This is a genomic window from Bacteroidota bacterium, assembly GCA_018266755.1.
GTDB lineage: Bacteria > Bacteroidota > Ignavibacteria > Palsa-1295 > Palsa-1295 > JAFDZW01.
This window is the reverse complement of sequence record JAFDZW010000002.1, coordinates 372,166-391,796: the sequence shown is the minus strand read 5'-3', so window position 1 is coordinate 391,796 and position 19,631 is coordinate 372,166. Positions and strand designations below refer to the sequence as shown.

The window sequence follows — 19,631 nt, the reverse complement described above, 5'->3', positions numbered from 1 at the left end:
TCTACCCAAACCTACGGATAGGAGTAGAGGATAAGTTCTCTGACTTCTATCTCGGTTTACGACGATCTGCCCAATCCTGGAGTTGTGCTTGGGAGGCGGGGCAAAGTAAGGATAGTATTATGCCACCCGGAGATATCCCCAAGAAGCATCAATCAGCATTGTCCTGTGGAGTTGCAGAAGTGGACGATCGAAGTGGTGGGTGTCGTCACAGTCTGGGAAAACTGGACTAATACTGCATACCGGACGCATGCGTCTGTCTCGGCTCCTTTTTTGTGACGCTAGTCACCATTCCTCTGCGTGTTTGATTTCGACATGCGGAATGGTGATCGAAATTTGTGTCAAGAGAGCTTTTCTTGCTTTTAGCAGCGATGCGATCTCCTCTTCCGGAAGTGAAAGCCACAGTCCTCGCTCCACAGTGAAGTTCACGACGCTTCCATCTTTCATATGGAATCGTACTCGGCACTTGTATGGTCGTTTTGAGTCACCTTCTGCATATTCGATCGAGCCAATCGTATCGAGTCGGACAGCACTCTGAACGTCAGCGCCAAGGTAGGGGAGATTGACAATGAAATTCTTTGTCAGCAGAACAGTGAAGAGATCAGGGTGGTCAGGCCAGTAGAACAACTTATGTGCGGGTGTCTCGGACAGTTCGGTTTGAAAGTGCGTCTCAGGGATGTGTTGGGCGATCATGGACTGTCTGGCAATCTCATCCGCCCCTCCCTTGTACAGTTTAAGGAGTACGGGGACGACCAGCAGCAATCCTAGACTTGCAAGTACTATCCGATCGGTGGTTGGCGAACTATGAGTGCCACCAGACGAAAGACTCGTCAGCCCCATAAACCCATAGGCAAGTAGAGAGGCCAGGTATATCCTGCGCTTGGTGCCTTGCCAGATCAAGCGTTTCCAGAAGTTCTTCCGGAGCGTGTAGTCTTTGTACGGGATAACCAGCATTAGCGTGGCCCCTTGTTCGTGACGCTCGTTGCCATCACCTGCACCTGCCCCATGTCCGAAACGCCGAAGGTCTCACCCTTCACTATGACGATGTCGTCTCGGTGCAACTCAACGGGATCGATCTGATAGAGCCGCACGTCGTAGTGATAGTCACCGTCAAGGTAACAGACCGCGTAGTCATTGAAGACGAGAGTTACCGTCATGGTCCAGTTGACAGCGACCTTCTGCCCTTTACGTGCTTCCTTCCACTGCGCCTTCGAATTTGCCTTGCCTTTCTTCTGTGCATTCGTCGGCGTTGTGCTTACAAAAGTGAGACTGATCAGCGTGAGAATTATGAGTGTGATGTGTCGCATAATGTGTAGGTTGAATGATGAAAATTCGGGGAAAACGTGCTCGTGCATATTCCGGGTTTCAATCACAAGTTCACCGTTCAAGGGATGCTCACGACTTGGATGTTCGAGCGGTGTAAGCCTGCGATGTCCGCACTCGCAGTTGCGTATAGCAATGCAACATCGATGAGCGATAGAGATGAACTGCCCTGACGGATGTGGATGGTATTTGCATAGTGTGGCCACCCGTTGCTAAACTGCTGCCGAAACTGCTTCGCTGCTAGTAGGGCGTCGCGCACGTGTCTATCAGCGTCGTTTTCATGGTGTCCTCGACGCGAAACGAAGGCTTCCCAGATCAGGAGTGTGCCTGGACTTTCTCCCCACTCTTCTAGGGCGAAGCAATACTTCAGATCCAGACATCGAGCCCGGAGGCTTGAACTGAGCTGGCGGAACATCCACGCCATCTGGTGCAGCATAAGCAGAGCGACAGCCGAACCGGCCGGCGCAAAGCACGAGCGATCGCCTTCGTGTTCTCTCCCGATCGACAGTTCCGTCGCACTGTCCGGGATTGGGATAAACAGAGGGGCCTCAATGCCGAGGGATACCTTATGCCCGATGATCAGGTCGTTCGCTAACGCCTCAACGAGTCCGGAAATGTCTGACCCAGTGGTGGGGTGACTCGCGACTCCAGTGTCATCCGCGATCCGAACCCACCCGAACCGGCCACGTCGGGTAGAGCCAATATCGCAAGCGAACGTTACGTGCTCGGTCACAAGCTGTGAAGCAACATCCAGAAGAGTATCGCGAACAGTATTAACGGCTAAAACACCCTATTCTCGTATATAAACGAGATATATGGCATATATCCTCTTGTCAACAAGGCCCTCAGTGGATAATTTGTTCCAATGACTTTGGAAGAGATTATCGGAAGCAATGTGCGAGGATTTCGCAAGCGGCTTGGATGGACACAGGAACGGCTTGCCGAGGTTGCCGAGCTACATCCTACCTACGTTGGTGACATCGAACGCTCGAACGCCAATCTGTCGATCGATACGTTGAAGAAACTGTCGAAGGCCCTACAGGTGGAGGCACATGTGCTCTTGCTCAAAGGAGCGTTCATGGACGCTGAGGTGTACCAGGTGATAGCAGGTTCGGGGGATGCGAAGAAACGAAAATGACGGCCGCCTCAACGGTAGTCTGAGCTGCTAGATGCCGGATGTATGGGTTTGCCTCTGCGGAAGCTCTTTTCAAGTTTGCACGCGATGCCAGTTCACCGGCTGTCGAGTCTGCCAAGAGCTCGCTGCTTTGCCTTCGTGATGAAGCAGGTTCCTACGGAAAATTGTACTCGCTCCTAGCCCGGTAGCGGCTCTCGGTTTTTTGGGTCGGATTACTATCGTGAGTCGCTGGTCACGGAAGGGCCTTTCCTTGCCCTCGGGAACACTCGAGCCATACTCGGAACCATAAAATAGCGATTCGGGGTGTCTTGCGTAAGGGAGAGGCTTCGCTTGGCTCGGACGAGATTACCGGCGAGTCTGCTGGTCCAACCTGCTTTGGAGAGTCTCAGTGCGAGGGAGCTCGTACGAGGGGATAGCTAGGCGGGACAATGGTTCACGAAGAAGTTTTGGCCGAAGCCAGTGAACCGGTCTCCTGAAGAATGCTGCGTCCTCGTGTCTACAGCCCTCACGAAGACAGGATCGCGAGGTGCCATACTATCATCTCTTTTGCAACCCAGGGAAGCGGCAATATTGATACGATGAGACAAGCGCTCGGCGTGCTATCATCGTGCCACAGTGCAGTTTTCGTTGGTGTTCGGAACCTTGCTACATTGAACCCTTTGTCATGGTCTCTCCGTCTCATCTCACTCAGTTCTCTTCACTGCGATGCTCCTGAGACTATGAAGTTAGCAACCTAGTCCATTACCGTTCGTAAACAAACGCGATCACAGTACTGATTGGACATCTCTTCATCAGACTACAAATGCATGAACAAGCAAAGACGGGACGTGAGTAGATCACTTCAGCATCGTGAAGAACAGGTAGAGCTTGCCGGCAGCGTGAACATAGTTTGCATCGCACGAGTCTGAAGCGCGTAATGCATCAACATCGACACCAACGTACACATCACTCTGTTCGACGAACTCAATCGCTGATCGTTTGCTACGAAACGCATCGGTGCGACAGCCGAACGAACGATGAATGTCTTCGGTGTGCAATGGACAAAATTGCAACAACCACACAACCGCTTTGTCAGGCATGAGTTCATGCAGTGCCATCGTACGTCGTAGTTGTTGCAAGAATCAGCAGCATCGAACCGTGATCGTCTCTGCTGTTCACTCGCATTGCTGAATCACGACGTTGATCACATTCGTTGTTGAACAACGTGATGAATTCGTAGCATACGATGGAGCAGTGTTGCGTGTTCGTTGTCACCTTGATACTCCGTTGCGCATGTGCTCGTGTCATGCGGGAAAAACGTAGCGAATAATTTTCTCAGTTCCAATATCCCAGAAGCCCCGTCGGACACGGGCTGTGGAGCCTTTATGATCGTTGCAACGCGACGGCTGGCAGCGATCCCAGTCGCTGTTTCAATGGATTTAGGGAGGGTTATAATCTAACGCTTCCAACGACCTTTGGGATGAATGCTATCCAATTGTGAGATGATTACAAACAAAATCGGATGCGCTCCTAAGTAATTTGGCTCTCTGAGCAGAAATGAAGCCAATATGACTCGCCAGTCGGATTTCGCCGCGACTCACTTCGGTTCTACGGGCGCTGTTCTGCTCGTGCGAGTTATTCGCATCGGACAGAACAGCAGCAATTCGTGCGGCATGCGTTGAGCAAGACCAAGCGCAACCGACTCGTTCGAATGAACAAGTCGAGGCAGGTAGGTTTTGCTTCCTTGCCAAACACGACTGAAATTGATGAACATAAAGTATATACACATGACCACTACAAACTATACATTTGGGCACGATCCTTCTGTGCCTGACAGACCTCACGACGAATCATCAGCCCGTCCGTCGGAGGACTCATTACACAAACATGATAACGTAGGCGACGACGAAGTGCAGTTCACGAGCGGCGATGCTTCATCGCTGGTCGAAGACTACGCGTCGCCCGGTGACTCGGATTACTCAGAGATCGATACCGATACGGGTGAGATCTTTGAGTACACTGTACCACCATCGGAACCGGGTAGACCATACCTAGGTGATGGCGGCGATTCAGAGCAGCAATGGGACGAATTCGACGGCGAGATCACGCTTGAAGCGCTGATGCAGATCAGCGTCGATCCTGAGCCTTTCATGCTTGAGAACTACCTACCAAAGATTGGAATCGCTGTTCTCATCGCTCGTCCAGATCTGGGGAAAAGCATGCTCTGTCGCAACTTATCGCTAGCGATCAACCGCAGGGACAAACAGTTTCTGGACATCCCGTTGTGGACGGATAGCGGTGGCGTAATTTACGTATCGACGGAGGATGGGCGTTACGATACACGGCGCGTCTTCGACCGAATGCTTGCCGGGGAGGGTGCTCTTGCAAATACGACCCGAGGCAAGCTTCGCTTCCTGTTCACGGAATCGATCGACCCGAAGCAAGTCCTGGGTCGACTGGAGCGCATGCTCAGGGAAGCACCGGCTGACCTGGTCGTCCTTGACGGATTCCGCGATCTCTTCACGATGCGGGATGCGAATAATAATACGGAGGTGTCCAGCTTCCTGCGCCCGTTCTACGAACTTGCACAGCGATACAAGTGCCTGCTGCTCTTTAACCACCACATCAATAAGAGCGGGTACGATGACAAGCCATCCCTTCGACACATGCAGGGTGCGTCCGCGCTGGGGCAGAAGGTACGCCTCGTTCTTCAGTTACTTGCCGATCGGGACGATCCAACGATGCGTCATCTGCTCATCCTGAAGGGGAATGGAGTCTCGAGTGAGATGAAGCAGTACACGATCGGCATCAAGTTGGACGAGACCACGCTGACGTTCAGCCGGAGCGGTGAGACGCGATCGCTGGATTCGTTCGATCCGGGGCGCCGCACCGAACAGGAAAAGGAATCGGAACTTCAGCCCCCTGGGCCGAAGTACAATCTCAATCGCCTGTTTAGGAGCATAGATGAAGTCCTCCGTCACGGCGAACTCGTCAAGCGCTGTATGGCCAAGTACGGCCTAAGCCAGTCGCACTCGCGTCGGTTGATCGAGAAACTGAGCAAAAGGGATGACGGGCGGTATGCTCTCCCTGCAAACGTGCTGTCTCTTGAGCCAACGCTTGCGGCGATACTCGCATCGATGAATGCTGACGGTATCATCCCGGTCGAGTACGCTGCGACTGTCCGAAGACTGCACGTTCAAAAGCTGGGTATGGATATCCCGGAGCAGAAATACCGTGTTCGAGGGGAAGACGGCAGCGACCACGGTTGGCTCGAAGACTGGGAAGCTGGTAGCGCCGCGGAAGTGGTCGCTCCGACAAAACAGGGCGATGCAAATCCTGTAGAATCAAGCAAGATCGGTACCGAGGCGACGAAACGTTCGCCTGAGGGGCTGCTTGCTAGTTCCGTGGTCGAGATGCTCACTACAACGAAGCCTGACTCGGATGTCGATGTGACGGCGTCGGGTGAGGGATTCATCGCGGTGGTAGAACCGAAGTGAGCGATTGGGTGGGTGGGGCCGAATCCGAACAGCTCCACCCTATTCCAAAGACTACCCTTAGCACAGTTGAGAGCAACCGGTTGGCGCTCTTCCTACTGACAAACGTGCTCGCCTCAGTCCTCTTGGTCAGTGCGGTGATGAATATGCCAACATGCTCATGCTCACAGGCCGACGCCAGTCTGGGGAACAATGACCCATGAGCATGAGCCCCCACTCAAGGCGGGCTCGTAAGGTTCGTTGGATCAACCTATAGAGTGCAGTCGGCGGTCCGATACTGTGCAAGATTGAATCATCATCAGGTTTCCGAGAGATCCGAATCTTGGCTTGGACGTCAGTTGCGTCCGATACGGCAGGAACTCTGCCGAAGGTCATGGTGCCGGGAGAAGTGCGGTCAGGTGGCGCACGGTGAATTGCAATACAGCGTATGATTGGTGGAGTTCGAGATACCCGAGGGTGTGTGTGATGCGCCAGAGAACGGTGAGCTCGACTGGCTATAGCGGGTGTCCCAACCGGCACATGGTAGCTCAGCTACTGCGGTCCCAACAGCAGACACGAACAGCAACAAGACCTTGTGAAAAGCCACTTCCTTACAATTTTGGTGCGATTGAACAAACAAATGGATGAGGCCAAAGAAACTGTGGGGCGACACCGGGCAACTCGATGACCGGATAGTGACCAAAAACAACCAGTAACATATTGCCACATAATCAGATAGCGGATGTGAGCACGTGTTACTGGAGTGGGGCCCACTTCGGAACACCCCTCCGCTAACTTTCGGTTGATGCTCGCGTCGCTCGGCACAAGCCGGCGAGTTATTATTAATATATCTATATGAAGACAATCAATAAACTCAATGACGTCAAAGCCAAGAAGGCACGACGTGTGAAGAGGGGCAGAAAACTATCGCACCGACACATCCAGGTGCTGTTCATGCATCGCAAATATGCTGGCTTCTATGGGCTCACTTTGCTGCGCTCAAGCATCAGGGCGATTTGCGACGTTGAGCATCTCCAGAACTGGGAACAGTTGGGACCTGCATCGTCGCTCGCTAGAAAACGAACGCGATCAGCGATTGTGATGACCAACGGTAATGTGCATTTGCTCAGGACTAGGTATCAGGCGTTGCGCGATGATCTCTTGGGATCGTCCCCAACGGCCAAAGATGCTCTGGGTGAGCAGAACACTCATGAGAATGGTGCCGATGGGACACCACCACAATTGCGACGGAGGATGAGAGCCACGAAGTCTGGGTGGTACTTCAGCGTGGACGAAGCGGACGAGCAAGGGAGGGCTGTAGCCCAGGCTCTAGATGATGAGAAGGACTTCGAGGCTCTTCTCGAAATCGTCCGTGCGAACCGGCCCGCATGGCTCAAGTATGCTGCTGATGCCGCGGCCCGGAAGGGGCAGAAAAGAAGGGGGTTCGACCAGAGGTTGGCGCCCGCTAACGATGCGATACGTCCAGCTTCCGCTGAGGCGCGGAGTGACGGCGATGCTTTAGCTGCCTAGGGAGCATAGTCATGCTGTCGTTCGATCCGGACGAACGACAGCATGGCCCAGTGCTCCCTTGCAGGGAGGACAGTCGAAATGGCATTCGGTGTACAAAGCTAAATTATCGAATTGGACGCGGCAGAACCTACCGAACTTTGAACGCTCGAAAATCAGCTCTTATGGTGAGCATGATCTCAGGGATCCTGCAGAAGTACAAACAGTCTGCGAACGGTGGGAGGATCATGCATCAGCGGTGCAAAGCAACCACGCTCTTTCTCGAACGCCGCACTATGAAACGGATCATCTGGAACATCGTAATACACGAACCGCGACTCCGTTCGACTTGGTCGATGTCGTTACCCAATGAAGCACCAATACTATTTCTCATACAGCTTAAGAATATATGTCCAGTAGATTTCGCGTTTTCAGTCAAGATGTCCAAGCCTTCACCCCTCACGCCGGATTCGGCGAGATGGAGATCACTTTTGAGGTGATGCCTAACGCGTTCAGGCAATCCGTAGAGCCTCATATTGAAGAGAAGAGCGGTATTGAGTGGCTCTTCGGGATGCAACTCACGAGAGGATCTGGTGACAAGTTCACACTTCGGGGATCGATCGCGGCCATGGCGGGGAAGGATCTGGGGGCACTCCAACTGGCGAACGACGATATGGTGAAGCTTGCGATTGATCTGTTTCGCGAAAGGACGGACGTTGATATCTCGGGCGCGAACGTTTCTGAATTGGAGGTTGGGTGCCTGTTCGATTCGCGATGGCGAGCCGCTGGCTACGATGACCTGTTCGATTCTGCCGGCACCCTAGAACCGTCTGACGATATCTCCGCTTCCGTTTTCTCGTCCAAAGAGGTAGAAGTTCGTGTGAGCGATGTGCTCCGTGATCTTGTCTCGGCCGGTGCTCTCTCCCCAGACAATGTCGAGAAGCACATTACCAGCTTCACGCTGCGCTGCAAGCGTAGAATGGCAGATAAGCTCATGGCGGGCCCTCTGTCAAACGTGACCTTAGGACAACTCGCAGACGAGGCCACATTCATTCACGTGATCCGCAGGTATCAAGAACTTTTGTTCATGTACCTCGGCGTCAAGCCAATACTCAGAAAATGGGTGGGCAAAGCGTCAGGGGGTCTCGCGGTGATGGGCTTGATCGCGTGTCGTCTCGCAGAGGACGATCCGCAGAAATATGCACGGATTCTGCTTGAGGTTCTAAATCAAGTCGGCATCCCTGAAGGCAGGCTTCATCAGATTCGGAAGACGGAAAAAGAACTCGAGCGGGACGCTACGCTCTTGCAGCTTAGGAAGGATATCGTCGATGCATGTGAGCGTTCGCTTCCATCAGCTGCTCGGGTGGCCGTTGATAACTTCCCGCATTCGAGTGTCTTCGACGTACTCCCTCCTGATGAAATTCCCGCCGAATTTGTTGGCGACGACGAATCTGGGCCTGTGTACCGCCCAGCGTCAGTTGACAGGCTCATCAGAAGCCTTTCGCGAATCTGAGAAATTCCCGCCCCGTGGAAGCAGAACCTTCGGATGTGACAGAGAACGCAAGTTGGCATCCGTCTCAAACGAGATGGATGCCCGCTAGTTCGTCGCGTGCGGCCACCCGCCGCTTCGAGGAGAGCTGGTGTCGAACCCCAGTAGACTGTAAAGGCTCCGCATGGATCGATTGCCGTTCGCCCTCCGTACGTTGCTCTTCACCTCGATCATGAATTCAGATGACGACCCGTCCTCTACGAAAACAAACCGCAACAAGGAGCTGATGTGAAGGCGTTGGAGATCCCAGGTCCTCATGCGGTCGATGATCGGGTCCATCGGCACCGAACTGTCCGAGTTCTTGTGGTACGTCGACAGAGTCGTTTGCAAGGAGCTGTGGCGTATCATGCGTGACACCAGGGCGGGATTGATGCCGCCTTCGACAAGGTTCTGTGGTGTGCTGTGGCGGAACGAGTGCAGATCCATACCATCGATTTTGAGACCAAGGCTTTCGCATACGGATCGCACTCGTTTGAGCACCGCCTTTGTTATGCTATCGGGATGATAGTGTTCCCCACGCTCGTTGCAGAACAACCATGCCGAGGTGCGCACACTCTCGTTCGGATGCTGATCCCGGTTCTGCAGCTGATCACGAAAAGCACGCTCCGCCGGTGAGGTGAGTGGGATTGTCGCCGCTGAAGCACGGTTCTTTAGGCGGTACTCAGGCTTCGGTCGGATCGATACGCGCATCGTACCGGTGTCGAAGTCCTCTACCTTTAGAAAGCATGCTTCAGATCTTCTCACGCCCTCACCGAATAGGACGAGCATCAGAGAGGCCGATAGCCGGTCCAGGTATGTCCCGCGTGGCATCGCAGCATGGATTGCGAAGATCTGCTCCGGTCTCATAATACCGCGAGGCCGTGGGTTCAGACGTTCCTTAAGCGCGCGTTTGTCGGCACGCACGAACGGATTGTGATCCAGATCGCCGTCAACCACCGCTCGAGCGAACGCGGCGTGAAGACAACGGTAGTACGATAGGGCGACCGAGGCCGATCTTACCGAATTGAAGAATGAGCGAAGCGTCGATACTTTGATATGCGTCAGTAACGTGCCCCCGTCGATAGCCTTTAGGAGAGCAGTTGCAGCGGCGCGCACCTGCGTGAGGTATTGTTTGGAAAGATTTCTGGCTTCGCATTCCTGTATGTACGCGGCGAGGAACGTGCTCAATTTCCGAGACGCAGTGGGATCGTGTTCCACTTGGAAGTTCGCGAGCATTTGAATGGCGGCGATACGTGCAGCCTTTTTTGATGCTGTTGACCCGATCAGCACACCGGTTGATCGCTTAAGATGTCTCCATCTCTCCGTGCGCGAAGAGCGAACACTGATCTTTACATACCACGTCGTTCTACCTTCGACACGGAACGGCTGTGTGCACTTGATGAGATCGGAAGTCGGGTTGATTGTAACGTATCCAGTTGTGGTGGAATTGCTGTTGCGCTGACGCGAGGAATTGTGGGTGCCCATGGTATTGTAATATTGTATGATCCCGTAGCGGAGTAGATAACCGCCTCGCACCCCCTGCAGGGTTCCCGAATGTCGCGATGCTACGGCCGAGCCGGATACCAACCCTGTTCGGTGACTAATTGAACCGCTGAATGCAAAGAACCATATGACGCGGCCGAACGTAGAATAACAGGGCCCAGTGCTTCATAAACCATTAGTATCCCGATGATTTACATATGCGTCTATACCGTCGCCAATGATAGGCTGCTTGCTCAGTTGTGCGGTTTCTATTCGATGAAGACCGGCCAGAGTATTCAATGGCAGTCGTACCGAGACCATTTGATCGACGTCTCCGAGGATCCTTCCTTCCTTGCCCATGAACTGCACAGCGGCTCAAGCCTTCCGCTAACGTGGGGGATATGCCGCCCGAACGTGCGAAACAAGATCGCTGAGCTGATGACTTTGGGGCAACGGTGCACAGTGATCTTCATAGCGCGTGAGGCTGGTAAGCCTGTTGACACCTACCATCTAAAGGCGATCTGTGACGTCCAGAATCTAGAAAATCAGTTCACCATTGTGGGTGGTGCAGGTAGCGTATTTAGCGGTTACGGAAACCTCCTCATCACGGCGAGTGGAAATGGGAGTTTTCAGCACCAGGAGTACTTCGATCAGATCGCGCGGCATGGATCGACTGGCCTGAGAATTGACGGGCATGGAGATTGGTACGAACGAGTCGGGGCCTTCGACTGGCATCACCCTTCGCTCGTTACACATCTCGAAAACTCTAATCGCAAAGAGTTTCGAAAAGGCTTTGAACGATACGGTCTTCATGGCAATGCTGTGCTTGAATTAGCTCACGCACAGGCAAACTGGGGGTATGTCCCGAAGGATAACTATGTCGTCTTCGATACTCAATCCATCGTTCTGCGCAATGGAATTACTATCGCTTCCGTTCTCACCGGAGAGCATGAACGGTGGGAGAGACACGACGTTGCAACGCAGGTTCAAGCTCTGGTGCAGCACAGTCGTTCACATCTGCGAGTGACAAAGCGAGGTTCACGTGGCGGCTTCCCTCATCCGCATGTGCGTATGGAGGAGTCCTCGCGGGAAATGGTTAGTCGGCTCATCGAAGCCGTAGGCTCATCCGGGTTAGAATGCATAGGGAACAGCCGTGAGCTGAACCCATGAGCCCATGTAAATCAGCACAGTGCTGTTTCGTCGAGCCGAGATTGCATATATTTGTCCTATTGATCGCTATACGCCAATGTACCTTCAACAATTATCGATCGAGAATTTCCGAAACATCACCAGCCTTGCTCTATCGTTCAGTCATGGGTTGAACGTCATTGTGGGTGAGAACAATATTGGCAAGAGCAATATCGTCGACGCGATTCAAATTGGGCTTGGAAGTCTTCAGGCATCTAGGGATGATCTACCGTACGCGATGGGTTCAAATGCCACGATTAAGATCGCCCTCACGTACAAGCCGGAGTCGGAAGCGGAAAGAGCCGCATTTCTCGACATTCTTGATTTTGATGCTGAGCACCCTGAAGCATCCACTGCGCGGATCAATTTCGAGTGGTCATTCAGCAATGATACTAATAAGTGGACTCGACGCCGTTGGGGAGGAAGAGACCCTGATACTGAACGAACTGTACCGGAGGATGTCCTTCAGGCCCTAAAGGTCACTGCGCTTGATGCACTTCGCGATTCGGTTTCTGAGTTGCGTCCGGGCCCGCGCAATCGACTAGCCAGCCTGTTCGGGCTTTTGGCGAAGGAGGATGAAAAGGCAACGATTGTGGAAGTATTTCGCAAGGCGAATCAGGAGCTTAAGAAGGACCCGCTTGTAAAGCGAACATCGGATTTGCTCCAGAGCACGCTTACAGGCTCAACGGGGAAGACTTTGGGCCAGTCGACCGAGGTGGCCACGTCAGAATCAGAGTTCGAAAGGATCGTACGGAACCTCAAGATTCTTATAGGGGACAGTGAGGCCCATGAGCTTTCAGCAAACGGACTTGGCTACAACAATCTGCTATACATCGCATGCGTACTGGCGGAGCTTGGCTCTTCACAGGAAGGTGACTATCCACTTCTCTTGGTGGAGGAACCTGAGGCACATCTTCACCCACAACTACAAACAATTCTTGCGTCCTTCCTGTCGAACGGCCTTCGTGACGTGGCGCAATTCAAGCGAAAGCCCCAGGTTATCATAACCACCCACTCTCCGACTATAGCAGCTCACGTCATGCCAAGCCAGATTCGGTATCTATATAAGGACAACAAGGGCGCTGTTCGGTTTTTCTCATTCGAAGGGATTCTGTCGAAAAGTGAAGAACGACGAGTTCAGCGCATGCTTGATGTAACTCGTGCGAGCATGTTGTTTGCAAAGGGGATCATTTTTGTCGAAGGAGAATCGGAGACCATTCTCTTGCCAGTCCTCGCTGAACGAAGCAATCAAGACCTTCTTCATCACGCGATAGCGATCGTGTCCGTTTGTGGTGTCGACTTCACTACGCTCGCCAGCCTGTTCGGCGAAACACGAATTCAGATTCCGGTCGCAGTGGTTACTGATGGCGACCCAGCGGTGGATTATGCTCAAGATTCAAAAAAAGACCAATGGAAATATGCAGTGCCGCGTAAGGTTGGTGACAAACTCGAACAGTGTGCACGAGTAACCAATTTGATCGAGCTGTTCGGCGCTGACGCGTACTTGAAACTCTTCGTGTCGTCCGTGACACTCGAGTATGATATCGCAGACGCAGGAAATACCAACCCCGAAGTGATGACGATTGCTTGGCAGCGCTGTTATGAAGTGGGATCGCCTAGAACTCTCACCACTGACATCATAACCGCATTGCCCTCAGATCATGAACGCACTCTTGCAGTCTGGCGAGGCATTTGCATAGCTAGTCCAAATGTTAGGAAACCTGTATTTGCGCAGGAGCTCGCCGAGATGTTATCCACTAGAAGCGAAGGGGGAACGTACGCAGTTGCCCAAAATAGATTTGTGGTGCCAACGTACTTGAGTCAGGCATTTGCTCATGTGGTCGGAAACAGAGTGCCGAAGAACGCATGACCGAAATCACTTGGACGGATGAACAGAAGGAGATCCTCGCCTGTGATGAGAGGATCGTAATCGTCAAAGCGGGTCCCGGTAGTGGCAAGACAAAGGTATTTGCCGAGTTGCTTGCACGGGAGATCAAGAATTGGCAGAGTCCGACACAGGGGGTCGCGGCGCTGTCATTTACGAACGTTGCGGAGCGGACGATCAGGGAACGATTGGGTTTTGCTGTGCCGTATCCTCATTTCGTCGGCACCATCGATTCATTCTTGCTCCGTTTCATCATCAAGCCGTTCTGGAAGGAAGCTGGTTTCCCCTTCTCCACCCCACGGTTGATTTCAGCCGACGTAGCGAATTTACTCGACAAACCTGATCTTGCGTTGGATGATGATAAGTCGAAGCGTGCATTCATTTTCCAAACAAACGCCACCGGAGGAACAGAACATCAGCCGAGGTATACTACTAAACTCAGTTACCGTTGGCACCAACTTCATGCGTTGAGCGATCGTGACAATGCGGCCGCTCTTCGATCCAAGCAATCGATCTGGAGAAAGAGTGGCTTGATCACATATGACGACAGCCATTATCTTGCCTCCTACATCTTGAACTTCGCACGTCACCGGGCGGCAGTCGCGAGCATTGTCACCCGTCGTTTCCCGGTCCTCCTAGTCGACGAGTTTCAAGATACCGGCCATTTTCAGTATCGTGCACTTCTCAAACTCATTCGCGATTGTCCAGTTCGCGTGATTGCGGTTGGTGATCCAGACCAGGCTATATATGGCTTTACGGGAGCTTCATCCCGGATCTTTGAGCAGACGAGTAAGCTCAACGGTGCAAAAGTTTTACCGATGCAGGTCTCTCAACGTTGTTCGATCTGTGTATGCACGGTTGCATCATGCCTCTCTAGTGCGGACAATCCTGTGCTTCCTAAGGAGGGAGCTCAAGTTGGCCACACGTTACTCATCAGTTATGAGAGTGACAAAACTCTCACGGCCGACCTAGAAGCCTACCTCCTTGCTCGATGGACGGATAGGGAAAGGGTTATTCTTGCAAGAAAGGCATCAATACTCAAGTCATTTAAGAACCTTGCTTCGCTTGAATACCCTTGTAGTGCGTCTGGTGGTAAAAAACTTCAACTTGCTGTAGATCTATCTCGATCCGGTGACCCGGCAGCTGCCCGTCGCATCATCTCAAATTTGCTTGGACAAATGGTGTTCACAAACAAGATAGGCGCGAACGAACCTCAGCATTTCTCGGATGAGCGATTGACTTCGTTAGGAGTGAATCTTGAAAGGTGGAAGAGGATCATTTATGCGGTGCTCCTGGAATCGTCGACGACTATCAGAGACGAGACATGGAACGATTGGCTCTCGCGAATAAGGGAAACGGTTGCATCGCAACTTGCGGATTACGGTTGTGATGCAAAAACAATCGCTGGGAAGTTTAGGAAGGATAGCACTAACGGCAACCGGCTGCGGAAGTCTTCTTCAGTGGGTTCAAGTATCCACAACGGGTCTTTCAAGACTTCAACAGTTCATGGTGTCAAAGGTGCAGAATTTGATTGCGTGTGCATGATCGTACCAAAAGGAAAGGAGACGGATTGTCCGTCTACCCAATGGTGGGATACCGATCCATTGAACGAAGAGAGGCGTGTTGCGTTCGTCGCCGTGACCAGAGCCAGGCATGAATTTGCGCTCTGTGTTCATCTAGATACATTTACTAGACTGAAGAATGAACGGCCAGAATTCGTGGATAGCTTCACTGAAACCCTAGAACTTCCTACAAAACTATAGGATGACAGATCATTGATAACGCGAGCGAAAACAACCTTCAGGATTCTCAACTTCGTCATCTCGTTCATCATCGACCTCGTACTGCAGCATTTCCAAATCGCACTCATTGAATTCTCTCTTCGAGCGTGGACGATCTACCTGCATATTGTCTTCCCGATGAGGTCATTTGGTCTGGCGACTACCTGAATTTGGATATAGTCTGTTCCATCTTCGGCCCGCTCGTGATCCAAGCCACCCTGCATGTGTCCGTACTCATGGACACCTAGCATAATAATAAACCCCATCACGGTCCATGATGTGAGTGATAATTACGCAAAACAGGGAGGTTTGCACATGCAAAAGATTGGCATTGATTCGGTTCGCTTTCACAAGGGGTTTGGTCCTGAGATCACAAACGAGAGGATATTACCATCATTTCGCTATTCTGCGGATGGAATGGCATGGTTTCATGGGTTTCTTACATTCCGTCATCGGCAAGATCCTCATGCGTTCTCATTTCAGCTATCGGTCCCTCGTGTGACAAGTGATGACGGGACAAACCTTGTTCCGGCAGGGCCAACTGAGATCGACGCTTCGAGAAGGAAATTTGAAGAAGTGAGCGGACTAGAGGTGTCGGATGCTGCGATCAGTCGTGTTGATGTTGCAATGAACCTCATGGTTGCACGACCTGTCGTGAGCTATGGTGCATTGATGGGAGAGAGGATGGGGTATAAGCGGCATCGAGAGGAAAATTCATTCTACCTCAACAGCAAGAGCAAAGAACGAACGCTTGCCTTGTATGACAAAAGGCAGGAGATCATGGACAATCACGGGTTCGATCCGCTCGATGGAAGTGAAGGGAAACATCTTGCTCGCATTGAACTCAGGATCCTTCGTCATGTGGAGCGTCATGCAAGGATTAGTAAGGAGATGCCAGCTCTGACGATGAGAACGCTTGCAACCGATTATGGCATGGTCGCGATGGTGAACACATTCGATCGTTTCTCAAGACGTCTGCTCGGAATGGTTGATGCTGAGAGAAGAGGACGGTTTGAAAGGAAGAAGCCTTTAAGCGTACAGAGGGTGGAGAATGAGGCTATGAGACGTCTTGCTTCAAAGCACTCGGATGAACTTGACAGGTTGATCGATGAGGTGATCGCAGAGCAGGGAAGGAATGGAGAGGTGGTGCTGGAGGCAACATATCACAGGTCGCTGAAAAGGAAAGTCGAGGAAGCAAGAAGCGAAGTGTTCAACGGAATCAGGCGTCTTTGTGATGAGGTGTACAAAGAGCACCCGGTAACGATGAAGGCGCAGGTAAAAGAGCAAATTGACGATGAGGGGGTACCAAGGACGGGAAACGTTGAATATCGGACGAAAGAAGAACGATTTACTAATCAGTGATCTTGCTAACTCTGCACAACTACATTTGTACACGATTAACAAAATTGGAAGCCAACGGTTGCGGCGTGGGCAGAATTCTGTTCGCTTGGAGAATTGGCCACATTGCGTCTGACAGCCATGAACCTGCAAGCCATCACACTCAACACCTCCGCGAAGTGATGTTGTTGAAGTGTTGCTGCTTGAATCTTGATGTTGAGCTACAAGGGTCCGAGTACCCAAAAGTGAAGTTCAGTGGCGACACCAAATGGGGCACCCTGCTGGGAGTACTCGCAGTCCAACCCTAGGCTGGTTATCCTGGGTAAGCTTTTGAGTAAACGGGATGTGACTCGGGAGACACAAATTGCGCTAGTGGTGCTCTGTCTCTTATTGTCTGATTCGAATGAGCGGATACGATCCCTGTAGTGAAACGCCTGTTCGTGTCCGTTGGGAATAGGCCCATGGTGTGTGATAAGAGTAGAACAGCGAAGTACTGCACGCCATGAGACAGCTTGTTCCATTTCAGCTCGCGAGCGGTGGATCTGAATTTGCTAATATCATGCTGCAGATCCTTCGTGTAGTCACCGCTGTTACGATGACTTCGGATCGACGCATTATCAAATAGCCAACCTGCCTTAAACTCAATGATTGTTTGGGGGTCTGTCCTGGTCCAGTATGGCGATGTCGAATCGTGATGTTACGCCACGAACAGGTAGATTCCATTCGCGGGCGACGGTCAAGTTGCTGCTTATTGCACGTTGAATGGCCCATGCAACACGGTCTCGGATAGGTACTTCGATCTTCGACGTTGCGGCAAGGTATCCGAGTTCTTCTGGAATGAGAGTGATAACGTCCTTCACGTAGCGAGACAGGTGTTTGTTGGTCATAGCGATTATGGAAAGTTATAGTGCCGAAGTGCACGCTCACCTCTAGTAAACGGGTCACAATCCCAAGACTTGGGATCTCACCAACGTGGGGAACAATACTCCCTCTCGCGGAAGTTGGCTTAGAAACACACGACCTACCCTGCAAATCAATGTGGAATGATAGAGAAACTGATGTTGATCTTCTTGGTCATGAAAAGATCGCACAGACGATTGTAGAAATTATCGACGATCCAAGTCTCCGACCATTGACCGTTGGGGTGTACGGTGACTGGGGGGCGGGGAAGTCATCCGTACTCTCGATCCTTTCGAAAAAGCTCGAGGAAGCGAACGCAGAGGGCCGTACGCGAAATCACGTCATCAAGTTCAACGGATGGTTGTTTCAGGGATTCGAGGACACCCGAACAGCCCTGATGGAAACGATTGTCTCCGAATTGGTTTCTAAACTCAAGCCTACAGACAAGATCAAGCGACTCGCACAATCACTTTTCCATAGGATAGAGTGGCTCAGCGTTGCGAAACTGGGAGGGAAGCTTGCACTTGCCGCTGCCGGCGGCGCTGGGGGCGGTCTTGCATCGCTAGCTTTCCTAGCCGGGGGTAGCGTAGCCAAGGAGGCTCCAAATTCGGGTGGCAATGAGAGGGTCGAGGTGAACGTCGAGAAGGAAAATGAGACCAGTCTCTTGAGGCCCGCATCTCAGACGATAGCGCAGCACATTAACGCGTTCCGGGAGGAATTTCGAACCTTGGTGGAGTTGGGAGACGTTGACAGTGTTGTCGTGCTGGTCGATGATCTCGATCGATGTTTGCCTTCGGCTGTCATTGAGATACTGGAAGCGATTCGGCTGTTCCTGTTTGTAGACGGCACCGTGTTCGTCATCTCCGCGGACGAACAGATGATCGAGTACGCGGTACAGCAGCATTTCCCTGATCTACCAAATCATCTTGCCTTATACCCTCGTCAATATCTTGAAAAGCTGATTCAAATTCCCATTCGGATTCCAGCTCAAAATCAACTTCAGACCACAAACTACATTAAGTTCTTGGTTCTTCAAGCCCACTTCGGGAATGAAACTGATAGCGTAAGGGAGTTGTATGCCTCACTCGAAGCGACCAGGAAGACCCCATATCAACCTGTTGAATTGAGCTATGATTTTGTGATCGGAAAGCTTGGGTCGGAATCAGAGGAATTACGCATGACGCTTCAGATTGCCGATCAACTTGGCAGATTCTTATCGAGGAATCTGAGGGGAAATCCTCGAAATACCAAACGCTTTCTTAACACGCTCTTTCTGCGGATCCGTATTGCTAAGATTTATGGATTGAGCGAAAACGTTCTGTTAGGCGTGCTGGGTAAGTTGATGCTCCTCGAGAATTTTCACCCCGAATTATACGATCAGTTGGTGTCACGGGTAATTGCTTCTCCTGATGGTATGCTAGGTGATCAAGACATTGCGATTGTGGGTAAAGATGATCCTGCGCAAGGCGCAAACGAGGAAAGGCCAATTGATGAAGCGACTGAACGATTTGAGGAGTGGAGGGTGCAGGAGCCTAGTCTCGCTGGTGTTGACCTGAGACCCTACATATTCGTGTCAAGGGAAAAAGTAATCGGTGCGGGAGCAATCGATGGTGCATCGGAGCGCCTCTCTGAGATTGCGGCCCATCTCCGGAGTAGTTCGATTATCCTCCGAAATGGCGCGACCAAACTGCTTCAGACGGTTACTGATGTGGAAGTCACGAAGCTCTTCGCTATGTTTGAATCCGAACTGCGATCGGTACAGGATCTCAGGAAAATGCCCGGGGCGGTACATGGGCTTATCGCAATAACGAAGGTAAATCCTGCTAAGTCTGATGCTGTACTACTACTTTTGGAGTCTCTCCCCACTCGAAATCTAGGACCGTGGGTTGCAGCAGAACTCAGTGGCGGGCTTACATCTGGTTCAAGCGAGAAAGTTCGGAAGTTGCTTACCGCGTGGGCTGAGCGTGCTGAGAATCCTGAACTAAAATCAGCCGCAAAAGCTATCCTACAAGCTACTAAATCAAGGTCCTAATGGGAACCTCATCTTCATCTTCAGGGGCGAATGGGTCACATCCATTGATCCCGTCCTGGATTTCGCCTATTGGTAACAATGAAG

At 51.8% G+C, this 19,631-nt stretch carries 14 protein-coding genes; 9 read left to right on the top strand and 5 right to left on the bottom strand.

The features are described from left to right. Positions 1-282: 282 nt before the first annotated feature. The 3 genes from JSS75_04135 to JSS75_04125 all read right to left on the bottom strand — a co-directional run bounded on the left by JSS75_04135 (position 283) and on the right by JSS75_04125 (position 2,053). Positions 283-951, bottom strand: a complete 669-nt coding sequence (locus JSS75_04135; protein ID MBS1902871.1) for a hypothetical protein — start codon at positions 949-951, stop codon at positions 283-285. Then, positions 951-1,304 carry a hypothetical protein gene (locus JSS75_04130; GenBank protein ID MBS1902870.1) on the bottom strand — a complete coding sequence of 118 codons (354 nt, stop codon included), beginning with the start codon at positions 1,302-1,304 and terminating at the stop codon, positions 951-953. Before JSS75_04130 ends, JSS75_04135 begins: the two co-directional genes overlap by 1 nt. 77 nt (positions 1,305-1,381) lie before the next feature. After that, the gene (locus JSS75_04125; protein MBS1902869.1) at positions 1,382-2,053 is read right to left on the bottom strand and encodes a hypothetical protein; all 672 of its coding nucleotides are present in this window, start codon (positions 2,051-2,053) and stop codon (positions 1,382-1,384) included. A gap of 132 nt (positions 2,054-2,185) precedes the next feature. Here JSS75_04125 and JSS75_04120 point away from each other — a divergent pair, with 132 nt between their 5' ends. Further along, positions 2,186-2,458 (top strand): helix-turn-helix transcriptional regulator, encoded by a 273-nt coding sequence (locus tag JSS75_04120; GenBank protein ID MBS1902868.1) that lies wholly within the window; start codon positions 2,186-2,188, stop codon positions 2,456-2,458. An 833-nt stretch (positions 2,459-3,291) separates the two neighbouring features. On the opposite strand, the gene JSS75_04115 is transcribed toward JSS75_04120, so the two are convergent. Continuing rightward, on the bottom strand, positions 3,292-3,552 hold the full coding sequence (locus tag JSS75_04115) for a hypothetical protein (protein ID MBS1902867.1): 261 nt from the start codon (positions 3,550-3,552) through the stop codon (positions 3,292-3,294). A 708-nt stretch (positions 3,553-4,260) separates the two neighbouring features. Between JSS75_04115 and JSS75_04110 the strand changes: the two genes are divergently transcribed. The 3 genes from JSS75_04110 (at position 4,261) to JSS75_04100 (ending at position 8,926) form a co-directional block, all read left to right on the top strand. Beyond that, a complete protein-coding gene (locus tag JSS75_04110; GenBank protein ID MBS1902866.1) occupies positions 4,261-5,931 on the top strand; it encodes an AAA family ATPase in 1,671 nt (556 codons plus the stop codon). An 831-nt stretch (positions 5,932-6,762) separates the two neighbouring features. Continuing rightward, a complete protein-coding gene (locus JSS75_04105) occupies positions 6,763-7,437 on the top strand; it encodes a hypothetical protein (protein MBS1902865.1) in 675 nt (224 codons plus the stop codon). Positions 7,438-7,891: 454 nt separating this feature from the next. Further along, on the top strand, positions 7,892-8,926 hold the full coding sequence (locus JSS75_04100; protein MBS1902864.1) for a hypothetical protein: 1,035 nt from the start codon (positions 7,892-7,894) through the stop codon (positions 8,924-8,926). Positions 8,927-9,010: 84 nt separating this feature from the next. Here the strand turns inward: JSS75_04100 and JSS75_04095 are convergent, their stop codons facing one another. After that, entirely contained in the window at positions 9,011-10,426 is a 1,416-nt protein-coding gene (locus JSS75_04095; protein MBS1902863.1) for a site-specific integrase, read from the bottom strand. A 204-nt stretch (positions 10,427-10,630) separates the two neighbouring features. On the opposite strand from JSS75_04095, the gene JSS75_04090 reads away from it, so the two are divergent. From JSS75_04090 to JSS75_04070, 5 genes are all read left to right on the top strand, one after another. Beyond that, positions 10,631-11,593: a hypothetical protein gene (locus tag JSS75_04090; GenBank protein ID MBS1902862.1), complete on the top strand. Its 963-nt coding sequence runs from the start codon at positions 10,631-10,633 to the stop codon at positions 11,591-11,593. Between the two features lie 76 nt (positions 11,594-11,669). Then, positions 11,670-13,481, top strand: a complete 1,812-nt coding sequence (locus tag JSS75_04085; GenBank protein MBS1902861.1) for an AAA family ATPase — start codon at positions 11,670-11,672, stop codon at positions 13,479-13,481. Further along, positions 13,478-15,259 (top strand): ATP-dependent helicase, encoded by a 1,782-nt coding sequence (locus JSS75_04080; protein ID MBS1902860.1) that lies wholly within the window; start codon positions 13,478-13,480, stop codon positions 15,257-15,259. Before JSS75_04085 ends, JSS75_04080 begins: the two co-directional genes overlap by 4 nt. 516 nt (positions 15,260-15,775) lie before the next feature. Then, complete coding sequence (locus JSS75_04075) at positions 15,776-16,639, top strand: hypothetical protein (GenBank protein MBS1902859.1); 864 nt, start codon at positions 15,776-15,778, stop codon at positions 16,637-16,639. A gap of 1,012 nt (positions 16,640-17,651) precedes the next feature. Next, entirely contained in the window at positions 17,652-19,547 is a 1,896-nt protein-coding gene (locus tag JSS75_04070; GenBank protein ID MBS1902858.1) for a hypothetical protein, read from the top strand. Positions 19,548-19,631: the final 84 nt, after the last annotated feature.